Raw genomic sequence first — 15,502 nt, forward strand, 5'->3', positions numbered from 1 at the left:
CCTACCAGGTGAGCTGCGCCCGGCCGATGAAGAGGTCGGCGTCGACGGTGCGACGGCCGAAGTTCAGCGATTCCGCCGACGGTTCGGCATGCGAGCGGATGTAGTCGAAGACGAAGCGGATGTTGGGCTCGGGATACCAGTTCGCGCCCGCGGTGAAGTCGTGCTCGACGCCGCCGCGCACCTCACGGGATTCGAGGTCGATGGCGCTGTAACGGACCCCGAGTTCGAACAGGCCCGTACCGCCGCGGCTGACCCGCTGGCGCTCCTCGACGGTGACGCCGGTGAAGACGCCGTACTCGCTGCCATAGGTCGGCACGACCCGGTAGGGCCGGCCCTTGTCGTTGAGCACCACCGAGGCCTGGATGTAGCCGCCCTGGAACAGCAGCGGCGGGCGTCCGTCGCGGCGCTCGATATCGGTGAGGATGTACTCGCCCTGGAGCCGGAACGGGCCCTGCTGCCATGCCGCCTCGACGCCAACCCGGCCGATCGCCGTGGCGTCGCGGATCGTCCGGGTGTTGACGAGCGGGCGGGCGAACAGGAACGCCTCCGAGCGGCTCGACAGGCTGAGGCTGCTGTCGTCGTCGCCGAGCGTCCGATAGCTGCCGGCGAGGCCGAGATGCAGCACGTCGTTCTTGTTCTCGGAGAGCCACGGCGTGTAGGTCAAGCGGGTGGTCGAGGCGATCCCGTTGTTCTGCAGGCCGGTGTTGATGTTGCCGCCGAACACGCCCGTCACCGCGGTCCAGTTGACGCCGTGGGTGCCGATGGCGGAGCCGAAGTTGCGCGCCGGGGCGAAGGCGTCGGCCTGGGAGCGCTCGGTGAACTGGCTGACATTGTCGCTGATGAGCTGATCGAGGCTGAACGGCTCCTTGAAGTTGCCCTGGGTGATGATGACGTCCTGAAAGCCCTTGTAGGCGACGATGGCGTCGCTCACCGGCACGCGCCGTTCGTTGAAGTCGTACTGGAAGGCGAATTCGAAGTCCTTGAGGCTGTAATAGGTCTCGATCCAGGCCCGGCGGATCGCCGCCGGCTCCTCGAACACCGTGCCGAAGCCGCGCTGCTGCACATGCCCCGTGCCGAAATCCCCTTGAAGCCGGCCGCCGATGCGGAATGTGCTGCCGTCGTCGAGCCGGACCGTGATGCCCTTCTCGTCGAGGGTCACGGGCGGCTTGGCCTCGGCCTTCTTGCCGGACGTCTCGTCGGCTGCGGCGGGGCCGGCGGAGCAGGTCAGGACCGAGGCAAGAATCGGAACCGCGGCCAGGGCGAGGCCCGGTGCGGCGGCGGAAGCAAGGCAGCGGAGGGCGCGGCGGGGCGGCATCGGAACATCCAAGGCGGGGCAGGTCATGCTTAACCTTTGATGGTTTTGATGACCCGTGTACGACGCCTGGGATGAAAAGGCGGCCCTCGACCGCCGAGACCGTGCGCTCGTTGCCGGAGGCCGCGTCAGGGCACCGTTTGCACCGCCCGGCCAAAGGCCTGCACCAGCCCACCCTCGAGCTTGCCCTGCATGCTCGACAGGATCGAGAGCGCGTCGCGGCTCGACATCGGCACCTTGTAGGGGCGCCGCTCGATCAGGGCGGCATAGATGTCGCAGATCGTCAGCAGCCGCACGGGGTCGCCGATCGCGTCGGCGCAGAGCTTGTCCGGGTAGCCCGAGCCGTCGAGCATCTCGTGATGATGGCGCGTCACCGCGAGCGTGACCGGGTCGCAGCCGCCAGACGCCATCAGGATCTCGTGGCCGATCGGCGCGTGGGTCTGCATCACCGCCCGCTCGTCGTCGTCGAGCCGGCCGGGCTTGTTGAGCACGGCGAGCGGGATGCGCGACTTGCCCACGTCGTGCACCAGCGCGGCGCGGGTCATGAGCTGCTTGTCCGTGGCGGAGAGGCCGAGATTCTGGGCGAAGGCGGCGACGACGCCGGAGACCAGCAGGCAGTGCTGGAAGGTCACGTCGTCGTGTGCCCACACCTCGTCGAGCCAGCGCGACAGGCCGCCCTCGTGGATGGCGTCGAGCACCGGGGCGATGCCCCGCTCCACGCTCGGCAGGTCGATCGGGCCGGTCTGCGCCGATTCGAACAGGCGCGTCATCAGCGTACCCGCCCGCTCGGCCTCGCGGGTCACCACGAGGTCGGCCACCGACTTCTCGGGCCAGACCTCGCGCACCAGCGAGCCCACCACCATCCGCGGCTCGGCCAGCGCCGACAGGCACAGGGTGGCCCCGAGGTTGCGCGCCTCGGTGAAGGCGGATTGCTCGTTGCCGCGGGTCAGGCAGATCAGGGGCGCGCGCGCGCGTGCGGGGCGGCTCGCCAGCAAGCGCAGGCAGCGCTTGGCTTCGGGGCGGCTCAGGGTGATGTCGGCGATCACACCGCGGAAGGGGCCGATCCGGGCCCAGGTTTCGTCGGTGCCCACGACCCGGCACTCGGCGACCGCGCGCACGGCATCCACCAGGGACTGGCTTCGATCCGGGCGGTCGCTCAGCACGACGATCACGCTGCCCTCCCCCGCTCCGGCCGAATCGTTGCTTGCCTGGAACTTGAGGTGCATCATTTAGCAAATCGCTAAAATCGAACGACTTTCGGTTGCGCGGCCGGACGGAGCGGTCGCCGCGAAATCGCCGCAGCCCGGGAGCAGGTAACGGCGCGAGGCCCTTCAGGGGCTCCCGTCCGGATCAGATTCGGGTCGGCGCGGCGGATGCGCCGTGCCATAGTTTCGTCGGCGGGGCCGGTGGGACCGCCGTGTTGCTGGTCCCGGCCGGGATGTCGTCCCCGACATGCATTTCGAGGTATCGATGAAGCTCTTCCGCTCCGTTTCCGTCTTCGCCCTCGCCGGCGGCCTTGCGCTCGGTGCGGCCGTCGGCGCCCGCGCGGAGGATGCCGCCCCCTTCACCGACGCCCAGCGCAAGGCGATCGAGGGGATCGTCAAAGACTACCTCGTCAAGAACCCGGACGTGCTGCAGGAGGCGATCGCCGAGGGCGAGCGCCGCGCCCAAGAGACGCAGAAGCTCGCCCAGGCCGCCGCGCTGAAGGAGTCGCGCGAGGCGCTGACGAACTCGCCCCACGGCATCGTCGCCGGCAACCCGAACGGCGACGTCACCGTGGTCGAGTTCTTCGACTACAATTGCGGCTATTGCCGCAAGGCGTTCACCGACGTGCAGACCCTGATCAAGTCCGATCCGAAGCTGCGCGTGGTGCTCAAGGACTTCCCCGTGCTCGGGGCCGAGTCGCTGGAGGCGAGCCGGATTGCGCTCGCGGCCAAGCTCCAGCTCAAGCCGGAGAAGATGTTCGACTTCCACGCCAAGCTGCTCGAGACCAAGGGCCGCATCAACGGCGAGCGGGCGATCGCGGTGGCCAAGGAATTCGGTGCCGACGTGGAGCGCCTGAAGAAGGACGCGCAGGGGCCGGAGGTGAAGGCCGCACTCACCGAGAATGTCGGCCTCGGCGACAAGCTCAGCCTCTCGGGCACCCCCGCCTTCGTCATCGGCGACGAGATCCTGCCCGGCGCGGTCGGCGTCGAGCCGATGCGCAAGACCATCAGCGACATCCGCCAGTGCGGCCACGCAAGCTGCTGAGCCGCCGCTCTCGACGGAAAGAACAAGGGCCCGGTGCGGATCGACCGCACCGGGCCCTTCTTCGTTCAGGCCGCCGCGGCGCGGGGATCGCTTTGGAGCGGGCGCTCGCCGCGGATGCCGGTCTCGTTGCCGGCCTCGGGCCGTGCCTGGCCGCCGGGATAGGGCGGATCGGGGTTCACCCATTCCGCCCGCTGGCGCGGCAGGGCGCTGGGATGCTCCTTCTGCAGGAAGCCGATCATCTTCTCGCGCACCTCGCAGCGCAGATCCCAGGTCTGCGGCGCATTGCGGGCGCTCACCAGCATCCGCAGCTCGATCACGCCCTCCCGCGCGTCCGAGACCTGCAGGTTGACCACGTTGCCGTCCCAGAGCCGGGACGCCCCGGCGATCCGCCGCAATTCCTTGCGCATTGCCTCGATCGGCGCCCGGTGATCGACGTAGAGGAACACCGAGCCGATCAGGGAGGCGCCCTCGCGGGTCCAGTTCTGGAACGGCTTCTGGATGAAGTAGGTCAGCGGCAGGACGAGGCGGCGCCAGTCCCACAGCCGCACGACGACGTAGGTCGCGTTGATCTCCTCGACCCAGCCCCACTCGTTCTCGACGATGACCGCGTCCTCGATCCGGATCGGCTGGGTGATGGCGATCTGGATGCCCGCCACGAGGTTGGAGAGCACCGGCTGCATCGCCAGCCCGAGGATCAGCCCGGCCGCGCCCGCCGAGGCGAGCAGGCTCACCCCGTATTGCCGCACCGGCTCGAAGGTCATCAGCGCGATGGCGATGGTGACGATGGCCACCAGCGTCAGCGCCGCCCGCTCGAGGATGCGCATCTGGGTGAAGTGCTTGCGGGCGAGCAGGTTGTCTTCCGCGTCGAGCTTGAACCGGCGCAGGTAGATCACGGTGGCGATGTGGATCGCCGTGGCGCAGGTCCAGCCCGCGAGCGTCACGAAGGCGACGAGCAGCACCTGATTGAGGACGAGCCGGATCTGCCATGTGAGCGGCGCGGTGGAGACCGCGAGCGTGAGGCTCATGACCAGCAGCGCGAGCCGGCTCGGCCCCCGGGTGCGTGACACCAGCGAGCGCCAGAACAGGCTCTTCCCGCTCACCGCCCTCTGCGCGAAGCGATAGGCCACCCCGTGCAGGGGCAGCACCAGCGCGCAGCAGCCGGCCACCAGGATCGGGCTCGCCACCCACCAGGGCCATTGGACGATCCAACCGATCGACTGATCGAAGAATGCGTGGGCTTGCGCCATCTATATCCTCTCGCGGCCGATCCTGCCGGCGAAGGATGGGAGCCGGGCGAGGCCCCCGCGTCGCCGAGGTCCCTTCGCCGGAAGGACCACACCGGGGGCAATGATCGCTGACGGACACGGTTCCGCACTGCACAATAGCCCGAAAATCCGCTCCGGCCGGGCGCAGTTTTCTGCCTGAAGCAGCCTCCGTGAAGCCTGCCAGCGCCTTCGCATCGAGGGTGACGGCGCGAGGTTTCACGAGCCGTTGCAACAGGCCGAACGGCTCTTCCAGAGCCTTGCACGAGGCCGCGCCGGCACGGCCTGCGGGCCGCCGACGATCGGCGACCCGGACGCCCGTGCCGCGATCGCGAAGGTCTGGGACGTGCGGCGCTGCCTCGCCCTCATCGGGGGCCCGATACCCGGCGCGGACGACAGCCCGCTGTTGCGGGTCGATCGGATCGCCGGCGCATGCGGCCGGGGCTGAGCCTTCAGCCCGCCGCCGGCCCGCTGTCCCGCAGGGCCCGGCGCAGCACCTTGCCGACATTGGTCTTCGGCAGACTGTCCTGAATCACGATCCGGCGGGGCACCTTGTAGCCGGTGAGGCTCGCGCGGGCATGCGCCCTGAGCGCGTCCGGCTCCACGGACGGATCGCGCAGGACCACGTGGGCGACGACCATCTCGCCGCTCTCGCCGCAGGGCGCGCCGACCACGGCGCATTCGACCACCGCCGGATGGGTGGCGAGCACGTCCTCGACCTCGTTCGGGTAGACGTTGAAGCCGGAGACGAGGATCATGTCCTTCATCCGGTCGACGATGCGGATCTGCCCGTCCGGCGTCATCACCGCGACGTCGCCGGTGCGGAAGAAGCCGTCGGCGGTCATTGCCGCCCGCGTCTCCTCCGGGCGGTTCCAGTAGCCGGCCATCACCTGGGGCCCGCGCACGCAGAGTTCGCCGGGCACGCCGAAGGGCAGCACCGTGCCGTCCTCGGCGCGGATCGTCACCTCGGTCGACGGCAGCGGATAACCGATCGTCCCGGTCCAGTCAGCGAGCCCGAGCGGGTTGACGCTCACCACCGGCGAGGTCTCCGACAGGCCGTAGCCTTCGAGGATGGTCTGGCCGGTGATCGCCTTCCAGCGGGCGGCCACCGCCGACTGCACCGCCATGCCGCCGCCGACCACGTACTCCACGTTCGAGAAATCGACCGTGCCGATCTTCGGGTGGTTGTTCAGGGCGTTGAACAGCGTGTTCACCCCGGCGAAGTTGGTGAAGCGGGTGCGGCTGAGCGTCTTCACGAAGCCGTCGAGATCGCGCGGGTTCGGGATCAGCAGGCAGCAGCCGCCGAGCCGGAAGAAGAACAGGAAGCAGGCCGTCAGCGCGAAGATGTGGTAGAGCGGCAGCGCCGTTACCGCCACGTGTCCGTCCCCCTCCCCCGCCGGGCCGCGGAACCACGCCCGGCTCTGCTCGACATTGGCCATGATGTTGCGGTGGGTCAGCATCGCCGCCTTGGCGATGCCGGTGGTGCCGCCGGTGTATTGCAGGAAGGCGACGTCGCCGGGATCGATCGCGACCGAGGGGCGCTTGAGGCCGCGGCCCGCCCGCACCACCGCCTCGAACCGCAGGGTCCGCCCGGCCGGCAGGGTGTAGGGCGGCACCGCCCGCTTCACCCGCCGCGAGACGAGATCGACGATCCGTCCCTTCAGCCCGAGCAGGTCGCCGGGGCCCGCCACGACGATCCGCTCCAGGCTGGGCATCTGCGGCAGCGCCTGCGCGACCGTGTGGCAGAAATTCTCCAGCACGAAGAGGACGCGGGCACCGGAATCGTTGATCTGCGCGGCGAGTTCGCGCGGGGTGTAGAGCGGGTTGACGTTGACGACGGTGCAGCCCGCCACCAGCAAGCCGAGGAGCGAGACGGGACAGGCCGGGACGTTGGGCATCATCACCGCGATGCGGTCGCCGATGCCGTCCACACTCGTCTCACTTCCCTTCCCGGCCTTTCCGTAGCCGTTGGCGGCGAGCCACGCCGCCACCGCCTGCGCCGCGGCGCCGACCTCGCGGTAGCGCAGGCTCGCGCCGAAGCAGGTGATTGCCGGACGCTCGGCGAAGCGCAGCACGCTGCGGTCGAACAGATCGACCACCGTGCCGACGGAATCGACGTCGATATCGGCGGGAATGCCGGGGGGATAGGCGGCCAGCCAAGGACGCTCCGCGCTCCGGTCCTGCGCCATCCTTGTCCCTCCTGCCCTGTGGCACGCGGCTTATGAGGGCCGGGCTCAGCCCGGCTCCGCCGCTTCCCGTCGTGGCTTAAGCGTTTCCGGCGCGTTCGATCAAGCCACGCCCACCCGCGCGGCTTGAGGTGTCACCCGAGTCGTCCGCTGCGGCCGCAGGCGGGCGGCCATGAGCAGCCCGTGCGGCAGAGCGGCGAGCGTCAGCACCAGGGCGGCGACGACGAGGTCGCGGGCGTCGAGCGGGCGGCGCGGCCACGGGCCGAACCCGGCATCGCGGGCGAGCCCGATCACGGCTGCGGCGAACCACAGCGCCAGGAAGCCCGCGATCCATCCCAGCAGCGCCCGCCCGGCCCCGCGCCAGCGGCTCCCACTGCGCGCCGGACCCGGCCGGCCGGCCAGACGCGCGCCGAGCCCCATGGCCAGCCCGAACAGGCCCGCGGCGGCCCCTGCCCCCATCGCATAGGCGATCACCATCGGCGTGCCGTTGAGGAAGGCGCCGCTGCCGGTGGCGAAGCCAGCCCGCAGCACGAGGCCGCCGAAGGTCGGGTGCAGGCTCGCTGCCAGGAACAGCGCGAGGCCGATCCCCCCGCCGACGACCCGCCGGACCAGCGAGGCGGAGCCCGGCGCCAGCATGACGGCCAGGATGCGGGTGAGCCCGTAGACCAGCGCGAAGACGAAGAGCGGGTAGCGGCCGAGGAAGAAGCCGTAGAACCGCGCCGCCACGTCCGGCGGCATCGCGCTGCGTTGATCGAAGCCGGTGAGGAAGACGACGAACAGGGCGGTCAGCGCCGCCAGCAGCGGCGCCGCGGCGATGGCCAGGCGGCCCCGTTCCGAGCGCGAGGCGCGCGCCTCCGCCGAGCCGGCCTCCGGGCCGGCGGAGAGCGCTCCGGTGCGGCTCACCGCTCGTAATGTTCGCGCACGAGCCGGTCGAGCAGGCGCACGCCCCAGCCCGCGCCCCAGCTCCGGTTGATCTCGGAGGGGGTGGAGGACATGCCGACGCCGGCGATGTCGAGATGGGCCCACGGCACGTCGTTGACGTAGCGCTTGAGGAAGGCGGCCGCCGTGGCCGCGCCGCCGTGGCGCCCGCCGGTGTTCTTCATGTCGGCGAACTTCGAGTCGATCGCCTTGTCGAAGGCCGGGATCAGCGGCATCCGCCACACCTTCTCGCCCGCCGCCTCGCCGGCCGCGGTGATCTGGCCTGAGAGCGCGTCGTCGTTGGAGAACAGGCCGGCGATGTCCTGGCCGAGCGCGACGATGATCGCGCCGGTGAGCGTGGCCAGATCGATCATCGCCTTGGGCTTGTAGGTCGCCTGGACGTGCCAGAGCACGTCGGCGAGCACGAGGCGGCCTTCCGCGTCGGTGTTGATGACCTCGATGGTTTGCCCGGAGAGCGAGGTGACGATGTCGGAGGGGCGGTAGGCCGCACCGTCGGGCATGTTCTCGACGATGCCGATGGCGCCGATCACGTTCGCCTTGGCCTTGCGCGAGGCCAGGGCGTGCAGGGTGCCGACGACCGCGGCCGAGCCGCCCATGTCGCCCTTCATATCCTCCATGCCGCCGGCCGACTTGATCGAGACGCCGCCGGAATCGAACACCACGCCCTTGCCGATCAGGGCCAGAGGCGGCTCCGCGGCGTCGTCAGCCCCGTTCCAGCGCATGATCACCACCCGCGGCTCCCGGGCCGAGCCCTGCGCCACCGCGAGCAGGGCACCCATGCCGATCTCCTTCATCCGCGCCACGTCGAGGATCTCGACCTCGACGCCGAGCTGCGTCAGCTCGGAGACGCGCCGGGCATATTCCTCGGGGTAGAGGACGTTCGGCGGCTCGTTGACGAGGTTGCGGGCGAGGATCACGCCCTCGGCCACCGCCTCGGCGCTCCGCGCGGCAGCTTGCGCCCCGGACGGGTCGGCGACCCGCAGGGTCAGCGCGGCGCCGGCCTCGTCCTCGTCCTTCTTCTTGGTCTTGTACTGGTCGAAGCGGTAGCTGCGCAGGCGTGCGCCGAGGGTGAAGTCGGCGACATCGCGGGCGCTGGCGGCGAAACCGGGCCCGTCGATCACGACGCGGGCGCTGCGGGCCCCAACCTTGCCGGCGGTGAAGCCGCCCAGCACGGTCCAGTCGATCTTGGCCCGGTCCTTCTCCGATCCCAGCCCGATCACCACGAGCCGGTCGGCCTCCACCCCCGCTGGGGCCGGGAGGACCAGTGCGCTCTGCGCCTTGCCCTTGAAGCGCTCGCTCGCGGCGGCCCGGGCGACCAGCTCGGTGCCGGGCTGGCCGAGCGCCTCGGAGGCGGCACCGGACAGGGCGAGGTCGTCGCCCACGAACACCACGAGGTCGCCCCCCGTGCCGCGCGACGACAGCGGCTCAAAGGTGATTTCGATCCCACCGGCCATGATGCTCTTCGCTCTCAACCCGTCTTCCGCCGGCTCCTCCGCGTGCCCCGCGAAAACCGGCGAACCTGTGTACCCTCTGAAACGCAGAACGCAACGCGGGGGCGGAGCGCAGGACCCGTGCCGGCTGGCCGCGTGCCTCGAGGGAGGTTGAACTCGCCGTTCTGCTTCCGGTCCTCCCCGCCGCGAAACGGCCTCATTCCAAGCGCCCGAAGCCGGCAGTATCGGCGCCTTGTCCCTTGCATGAGGTGCCGCTCGCGGTGAGTGAATGAAGGACCGGTTCGGGCGGCGCGGATGACGCAGATCGAGCGCTACATATTCAGGATCGCGCTCGGGGCCTTCCTCACCTGCCTGATCGGCCTCACCGGCACGATCTGGGTGACGCAGGCCCTGCGCGAACTCGACCTCGTCACGGCCAAGGGGCAGACGCTCCTCGTCTTCCTGTTCATCACCGCCCTATCACTGCCGACGCTGATCACGGTGATCGCTCCGGTCGCCCTGTTCATTGCCTGCGTCTACGCGCTGAACAAGCTCAACGGCGATTCCGAGCTGATCGTGATGTCGGCCGCCGGCATGCCTCCGCGCCAGTTGCTGCGGCCCTTCGCGACCCTGGCCTTCGCGATCAGCGTCGTGGTCGCCTTCCTGACGATCCAGGTGATGCCTTCCTCCTTCCAGGAGCTGCGCGACGTGCTGACCCGGGTGCGGGGGGATTTCGTCGCCAACGTCGTCAAGGAGGGCCAGTTCACGGCGCTCGACAACGGCATCACCTTCCATTTCCGCGAGCGCGGCGCCGACGGCTCGCTCCAGGGCCTGTTCATCCAGGACAAGCGCGAGGCCGGCAAGGCGGTGGTCTACCTCGCCGAGCGTGGGCGCGTCAGCGAGGTCGATGGGCAGACCTACCTCGTGCTGGAAAAGGGCAGCATCCACCGCCAGCAGAAGGACAGCCGCGATTCCTCGATCGTGAGCTACGAGCGCTACGCCGTCGATCTCGCCGCCTTCACGCCGCCGGATTCCGAGACGGTCTACAAGCCGCGCGAGCGCTCGACCATGGCGCTGCTCTTCCCCGATACGGGCGAGGGCTATTACCGCCTGCAGAAGGGCCGCTTCCGGGCCGAACTCCACGACCGGCTCTCCGCCTGGCTCTACCCACTGGCGCTCGCCTTCATCGCCTTCGCCGCTCTGGGCGATCCGCGCACCACGCGCCAGGGCCGGGGCTTGGCCGTGGCCGGCGCGGTCGTGGGCGTGATCGCACTGCGCATCGCCGGCTTTGCCGCGAGCAGCGCGGCCGTGCGCAGCCCCGGCGCGGTGGTGGCGATCTACGCCGCGCCGCTCGGGGCGATCGCCCTCTCCTGCCTGCTGATCTTCGGCGGCGCCCGCACCCCGCGCGATGAACGAGTGGTTCGGCCGGCTCGGGCGAAGGCTCGCCGGCAGCCTGCGGCGGCGCCCGCTCGCCGGACGGGCCTGAGGGCGCCGGCATGCTGATCGGAGCGACCCTCGGCCGCTACTTCGCGTGGCGCTTCGTGCGCACCATCCTCGGCGTGTTCCTCACCGTCTTCGCCCTGGTCTACACCCTCGACTTCGTCGAGTTGCTGCGGCGGGCGGGCGACGCGGAGGGCGCCTCGCCGGGGCTGATGGCGCAGCTCGCGCTCTACCGCACGCCCGCCGTGGCCGAGAGCGTGCTGCCCTTCGCGGTGCTGTTCGGCTCCATGGCCGCCCTGCTCCAGCTTTCGCGCAAGCTCGAACTCGTGGTGGCGCGGGCCGCCGGCATCTCGGCGTGGCAGTTCCTCCAGCCCGGCGCCTTCGTGGCGCTGGCGATCGGCGCGCTCGCCATCGGCGCCTACAATCCCCTGTCCGCGGCGCTCAAGCAGCGCTCCAGCGAGATCGAGGCGAAGATCTTCGCCAAATCCACCAAGGCCGGCACCGGCAAGGACCTGTGGCTGCGCCAGCGCAGCATCGACGGGCAGGCGATCATCCGCGCCGAGACGGCGGTCGAGGGCACGACCACGCTGGCCGGGGTCACCGTCTTCCAGTTCGACGAGGCCGGCGCGTTCGCCGCACAGCTCGAGGCGGCGCGGGCGACCCTGCACGACGGCTGGTGGGAGTTGCGCGATGTGCGCGTTCTCACACGCGATGAACCACCCGAGAGCCACGAGGTCTACCTCGTCGCCTCGACGCTCGACCCGAGCCAGATCCGCCAGCGCTTCACCCCTCCGGAATCTGTGCCCTTCTGGCAACTTCCGGAGACCATCGCACGCCACGAGCGGGCCGGGCTGGATGCCACGCGCTACCGGCTCCAGTACGATGTGCTGCTGGCAACGCCTCTGCTCTACCTCGCGATGGTCCTTGTGGCGGCAACGGTTTCCTTAAGGTTCTTCCGCTTTGGTGGTGTCGGAAAACTGGTGCTCGGCGGGGTGAGCGCGGGCTTCGTGCTCTACGTCGCGCGGCAGGTCATGGAGGGCCTCGGCGCGTCGGGGATGGTCGCGCCGACAGTGGCGGCATGGTTCCCGGCCGTGGTAGGAAGCTTGCTCGGTACGCTCACGCTTCTCTACCAGGAGGACGGCTGATGCACGGTTGTCCGGGTCGGGACGGGTTCGGTCGTGCAAGGGACTATCGTGATCGGCGTGCAGGGGGCTGCACAGGGTTCGAGGGACGCGTTGCGTAAGGTCGCCGACATCGCGATCACGGTCTCCATGGCCGCACTGCTGACGGCAGCCTACGGGCTCGCCGCGCCGCGCGCCCATGCCCAGGCCGGACTGGAGAAGCTCGCCGGCTCCAAGCCCGGCGAGAAGGGCCAGCGCCTGCTCGTCGAGGCCGACGAGCTGATCTACGACAATGACCGCAACACCGTGACCGCGCGCGGCAATGCCGAGCTGCATTACGGCGCGCGCACGCTCCAGGCCGACCGGGTGCGCTACGACCGCGGCACGAGCCGGGTCTTCGCCGAGGGCAATGTCCGCCTCACCGACGAGACCGGGGCGCTGGTCACCGGCGAGCGAATGGAGCTGACCGACGACTTCAAGAACGGCTTCGTCGAGGCGCTGCGCATCCAGCAGACCGTCGTGATGAAGGGCGAGACGGTGCGCACCCGCATCTCCGCCCCGCGGGCGGAGCGAATCGCCGGCGAGCAATCGAGCTTCGACTACGCGACCTACACCGCCTGCGAGCCGTGCAAGGACCATCCGGAGACGCCGCCGCTCTGGCAGATCAAGGCGGCCAAGATCATCCACAACAATGAGACCCACACGATCAGTTACGAGGATTCGAGCCTCGAAATCGGTGGGATCCCGGTCGCCTACCTGCCCTATTTCGAGTCCGCCGACCCGACGGTGAAGCGCAAGACCGGCTTCCTGACGCCGCGCTTCATCACCTCGACCCCGCTCGGCAGCGGCGTCGCGACCCCGTACTTCATCAATCTCGATCCGAGCTACGACCTGACGATCACCCCGGCCTTCGTCTCGCGCCAGGGTGTGCTGGGCCAGGCTGAGTTCCGCCAGCGCCTCGACAACGGCAGCTACAATCTGCGCCTGTCGGGCATCTTCCAATCGACGCCCTCGGCCTTCCTGCCGGGGCCGCTGGGGGCCGCCGACCGCGAGTTCCGCGGCTCGGTCGAGACGCGCGGGCGCTTCTTCATCAACGAGCACTGGCGCACGGGTTGGGACCTCGTCGGCGTGACCGACAAGTGGTTCCTCGACAACTACCGCATCCGCAACCAGAGCATCACCACCGACTATTTCCGCGAGGCGGTGTCGAGCGCCTACCTGATCGGCCAGGGCGACCGCTCGTGGTTCGAGGCGCGCGGCTACTACTTCAAGGCCCTGTCGAGCTTCGACTGGCAGAAGGAGCAGCCCGTCGTCCTGCCGGTGATCGACTACGACAAGCGCATCAATGGGCCGGGCAAGCTCGGCGGCGAGGTGCGGTTCGAGGCCAACGTCACGAGCCTCAGCCGCGAGGCGACCGACTTCCAGGGCGTCCCGCGCACCGGCAGCTACCTGTTCGCCCCGAGCGTCAACGGGATCAGCTATCCGCTCTACGAGACCTGCACCACCTTCGTGCGCGACCGCTGCATCGTGCGCGGTTTGGGCGGCGTCGACACGCGGCTCTCGGCCCAGGTCTCCTGGCGCCGCAGCTTCATCGACGATTTCGGCCAGGTCTTCACGCCGTTCACCTATCTGCGCACCGACGCCTTCTTCGTGAACCCGAGCCGCTCGGGCTTCCAGAACGCGCTGGTGAACAACATCACCACCGTCGATGACGGCTTCTCCGGCCGCGTCATGCCGGCGATCGGCCTCGACTACCGCTATCCCTTCGTCGCCGATTTCGGCGGGCTCGGCGTGCACACCCTGGAGCCGATCGCCCAGGTGATCGCCCGGCCCTCCGAGACCCGGATCGGCCGCCTGCCCAACGAGGACGCGCAGAGCCTCGTCTTCGACGACACCTCGCTGTTCGAGTGGGACAAGTTCTCCGGCTACGACCGGGTCGAGGGCGGCGTGCGGGCCAATCTCGGCGCGCAATATTCCGTCGTGACCCCGTCGGGCTGGTACGCCAACCTGATGTTCGGCGAGTCGATCCAGATCGCGGGCGTGAACTCGTTCCGCCGCGGGGATCTGGCCAATGTCGGCCTCGATTCCGGCCTGGAGAACCGCCGCTCGGATTTCGTCGGCCGCTTCCAGCTCTCGCCCAACCAGAACATCAGCTTCATCAGCCGCGCCCGCTTCGACCAGCGCGACTTCGCCGTGAACCGGTTCGAGACCGGCGTGACCGCGCGGTTCTCGCCGTTCCTGCCGCTCGAAACCTCGCTGTTCTACTCGTTCTACGAGGCGCAGCCGGCGCTCGGCTTCGCCCATCGCCGCGAGGGCGTGACGGCCTCGGCCACCTACCGCATCACCCCGAACTGGTTCGTCACCGGCTCGGCGCTCGTCGACTTCACCCGCTACCTCGACACCCGCGACACTTTCGCCGACCTTTACACCGCCTATCTCACCAACCCGGTCGGCCTCGCCCCGGTCTACAGCAGCCCCGGCCTGACCTACCTCTCCGGCCTGAGCCTCGGCGGCGGCTACCAGGACGAGTGCACCACGGTTTCGCTGAACTACATCGTCTCGCCCATCGCCACCGCGATCGGCGTGCGCGAGCGAAACCAGACCGTGCTGCTGCGCCTGGAGCTGAAGACTTTGGGCGAGGCGGACCTGCGCCAGAATGTCAGCAGCTCGACCACCGCCGACGGCATCGCCTCAGTGCGCTGAGATGGTCGTCTGCGCCGGGATACAAAGATGCTGAAGGCGGCCGATTCGCTGATCCGCGCCTACGGCGCCCTGGCCACGCTCCCGTTCAGGTTCCGCCGGGACCGCATCGCCCCGCCGAAGGACCTGGCGCACGGCGCCTGGATCGACACCCTGTCGGAGCGCTTCGACAAGCCGGGCCTGCGCGTGCTGGAGGTGGGTTCGCGCAACGTCACCGGTGCCAACTTCCGCCACCGCTTCGCCCAGGCGGAGTATGTCGGTTTCGACCTCTACGCGGGCGAGAACGTCGATGTGGTCGGCGATGCCCACCGGCTTTCCCACTATTTCGGGGACGACGAGCGCTTCGACCTGATCTTCTCCTCGGCGGTGTTCGAGCATCTCGCCATGCCGTGGGTGGCGGCGGTCGAGATCGCCAAACTCCTGAAGGTCGGCGGCCACGTCTTCGTCGAGACGCACTTCTCGTTTCGCTCGCACGAGCGGCCGTGGAATTTCTTCCAGTTCTCGGACATGGGCCTGCGTGCCCTGTTCAACGACGCCCTCGGCTTCGAGCTGATCGACAAGGGCATGAGCAGCCCGATCGTTGGCTACTTCACCGACCGGGCGCGGCCGGGTCTTCGCTTCGCGCCGATCACCGAGATGTACGGCCACAGCGAAATCCTGTGCCGCAAGCGCGCCGAGCCGGCGGGCTTCGACTGGGCCCGCATCCCCCTCGACGCCATCGTGGACGGCACGCGCTACCCGGCCCCGAGCCGGTAAGGCTGAAACGCCATCGGGTTGAGGGTGCCGGCGGCATCGTCCCACGGATTGCCCGCAAGGGCATCGGGAGCACAGCGACGGGCGCGATGCGCTCGCTTGCCATCCC

General features: G+C 69.5%; 12 protein-coding genes. 6 read left to right on the forward strand and 6 right to left on the reverse strand.

Annotation, left to right across the window (positions count from 1 at the left end; genetic code table 11):
* Position 1 precedes the first annotated feature (1 nt).
* Both M2437_RS14920 and M2437_RS14925 read right to left on the reverse strand, forming a co-directional pair.
* Positions 2 to 1,315, reverse strand: a complete 1,314-nt coding sequence (locus M2437_RS14920; protein WP_253387896.1) for an OprO/OprP family phosphate-selective porin — start codon at positions 1,313 to 1,315, stop codon at positions 2 to 4.
* Positions 1,316 to 1,440: 125 nt separating this feature from the next.
* Positions 1,441 to 2,484, reverse strand: coding sequence for an HD-GYP domain-containing protein (locus M2437_RS14925; RefSeq protein ID WP_309247854.1), 1,044 nt, complete (start codon positions 2,482 to 2,484; stop codon positions 1,441 to 1,443).
* 298 nt (positions 2,485 to 2,782) lie between these two features.
* Here M2437_RS14925 and M2437_RS14930 point away from each other — a divergent pair, with 298 nt between their 5' ends.
* Entirely contained in the window at positions 2,783 to 3,562 is a 780-nt protein-coding gene (locus M2437_RS14930; protein ID WP_003604931.1) for a DsbA family protein, read from the forward strand.
* Positions 3,563 to 3,627: 65 nt separating this feature from the next.
* Here the strand turns inward: M2437_RS14930 and M2437_RS14935 are convergent, their stop codons facing one another.
* Positions 3,628 to 4,809, reverse strand: a complete 1,182-nt coding sequence (locus tag M2437_RS14935) for a mechanosensitive ion channel family protein (RefSeq protein ID WP_012254871.1) — start codon at positions 4,807 to 4,809, stop codon at positions 3,628 to 3,630.
* A 244-nt stretch (positions 4,810 to 5,053) separates the two neighbouring features.
* Between M2437_RS14935 and M2437_RS14940 the strand changes: the two genes are divergently transcribed.
* Positions 5,054 to 5,272 carry a hypothetical protein gene (locus M2437_RS14940; RefSeq protein ID WP_253387898.1) on the forward strand — a complete coding sequence of 73 codons (219 nt, stop codon included), beginning with the start codon at positions 5,054 to 5,056 and terminating at the stop codon, positions 5,270 to 5,272.
* A gap of 4 nt (positions 5,273 to 5,276) precedes the next feature.
* Here M2437_RS14940 and M2437_RS14945 read toward each other — a convergent pair whose 3' ends face one another.
* From M2437_RS14945 to M2437_RS14955, 3 genes are all read right to left on the reverse strand, one after another.
* Positions 5,277 to 7,013, reverse strand: a complete 1,737-nt coding sequence (locus tag M2437_RS14945; protein WP_253387899.1) for an AMP-binding protein — start codon at positions 7,011 to 7,013, stop codon at positions 5,277 to 5,279.
* A gap of 99 nt (positions 7,014 to 7,112) precedes the next feature.
* Positions 7,113 to 7,913, reverse strand: coding sequence for a hypothetical protein (locus M2437_RS14950; protein WP_253387900.1), 801 nt, complete (start codon positions 7,911 to 7,913; stop codon positions 7,113 to 7,115).
* The gene (locus tag M2437_RS14955; protein ID WP_147018251.1) at positions 7,910 to 9,403 is read right to left on the reverse strand and encodes a leucyl aminopeptidase; all 1,494 of its coding nucleotides are present in this window, start codon (positions 9,401 to 9,403) and stop codon (positions 7,910 to 7,912) included. Before M2437_RS14955 ends, M2437_RS14950 begins: the two co-directional genes overlap by 4 nt.
* Positions 9,404 to 9,694: 291 nt before the next feature.
* Here M2437_RS14955 and lptF point away from each other — a divergent pair, with 291 nt between their 5' ends.
* Genes lptF through M2437_RS14975 form a run of 4 tightly spaced genes read left to right on the forward strand, consistent with a single transcriptional unit; the run spans position 9,695 to position 15,396 of the window.
* The gene (gene lptF, locus M2437_RS14960) at positions 9,695 to 10,882 is read left to right on the forward strand and encodes an LPS export ABC transporter permease LptF (RefSeq protein WP_499006848.1); all 1,188 of its coding nucleotides are present in this window, start codon (positions 9,695 to 9,697) and stop codon (positions 10,880 to 10,882) included.
* Complete coding sequence (gene lptG / locus M2437_RS14965) at positions 10,876 to 11,964, forward strand: LPS export ABC transporter permease LptG (protein WP_003604387.1); 1,089 nt, start codon at positions 10,876 to 10,878, stop codon at positions 11,962 to 11,964. Before lptF ends, lptG begins: the two co-directional genes overlap by 7 nt.
* Positions 11,965 to 12,012: 48 nt before the next feature.
* On the forward strand, positions 12,013 to 14,643 hold the full coding sequence (locus tag M2437_RS14970; RefSeq protein WP_253389627.1) for an LPS-assembly protein LptD: 2,631 nt from the start codon (positions 12,013 to 12,015) through the stop codon (positions 14,641 to 14,643).
* A 27-nt stretch (positions 14,644 to 14,670) separates the two neighbouring features.
* Positions 14,671 to 15,396: a class I SAM-dependent methyltransferase gene (locus M2437_RS14975; protein WP_253387901.1), complete on the forward strand. Its 726-nt coding sequence runs from the start codon at positions 14,671 to 14,673 to the stop codon at positions 15,394 to 15,396.
* Positions 15,397 to 15,502: the final 106 nt, after the last annotated feature.

Source organism: Methylorubrum pseudosasae (assembly GCF_029504475.1).
Taxonomy (GTDB): domain Bacteria; phylum Pseudomonadota; class Alphaproteobacteria; order Rhizobiales; family Beijerinckiaceae; genus Methylobacterium; species Methylobacterium extorquens.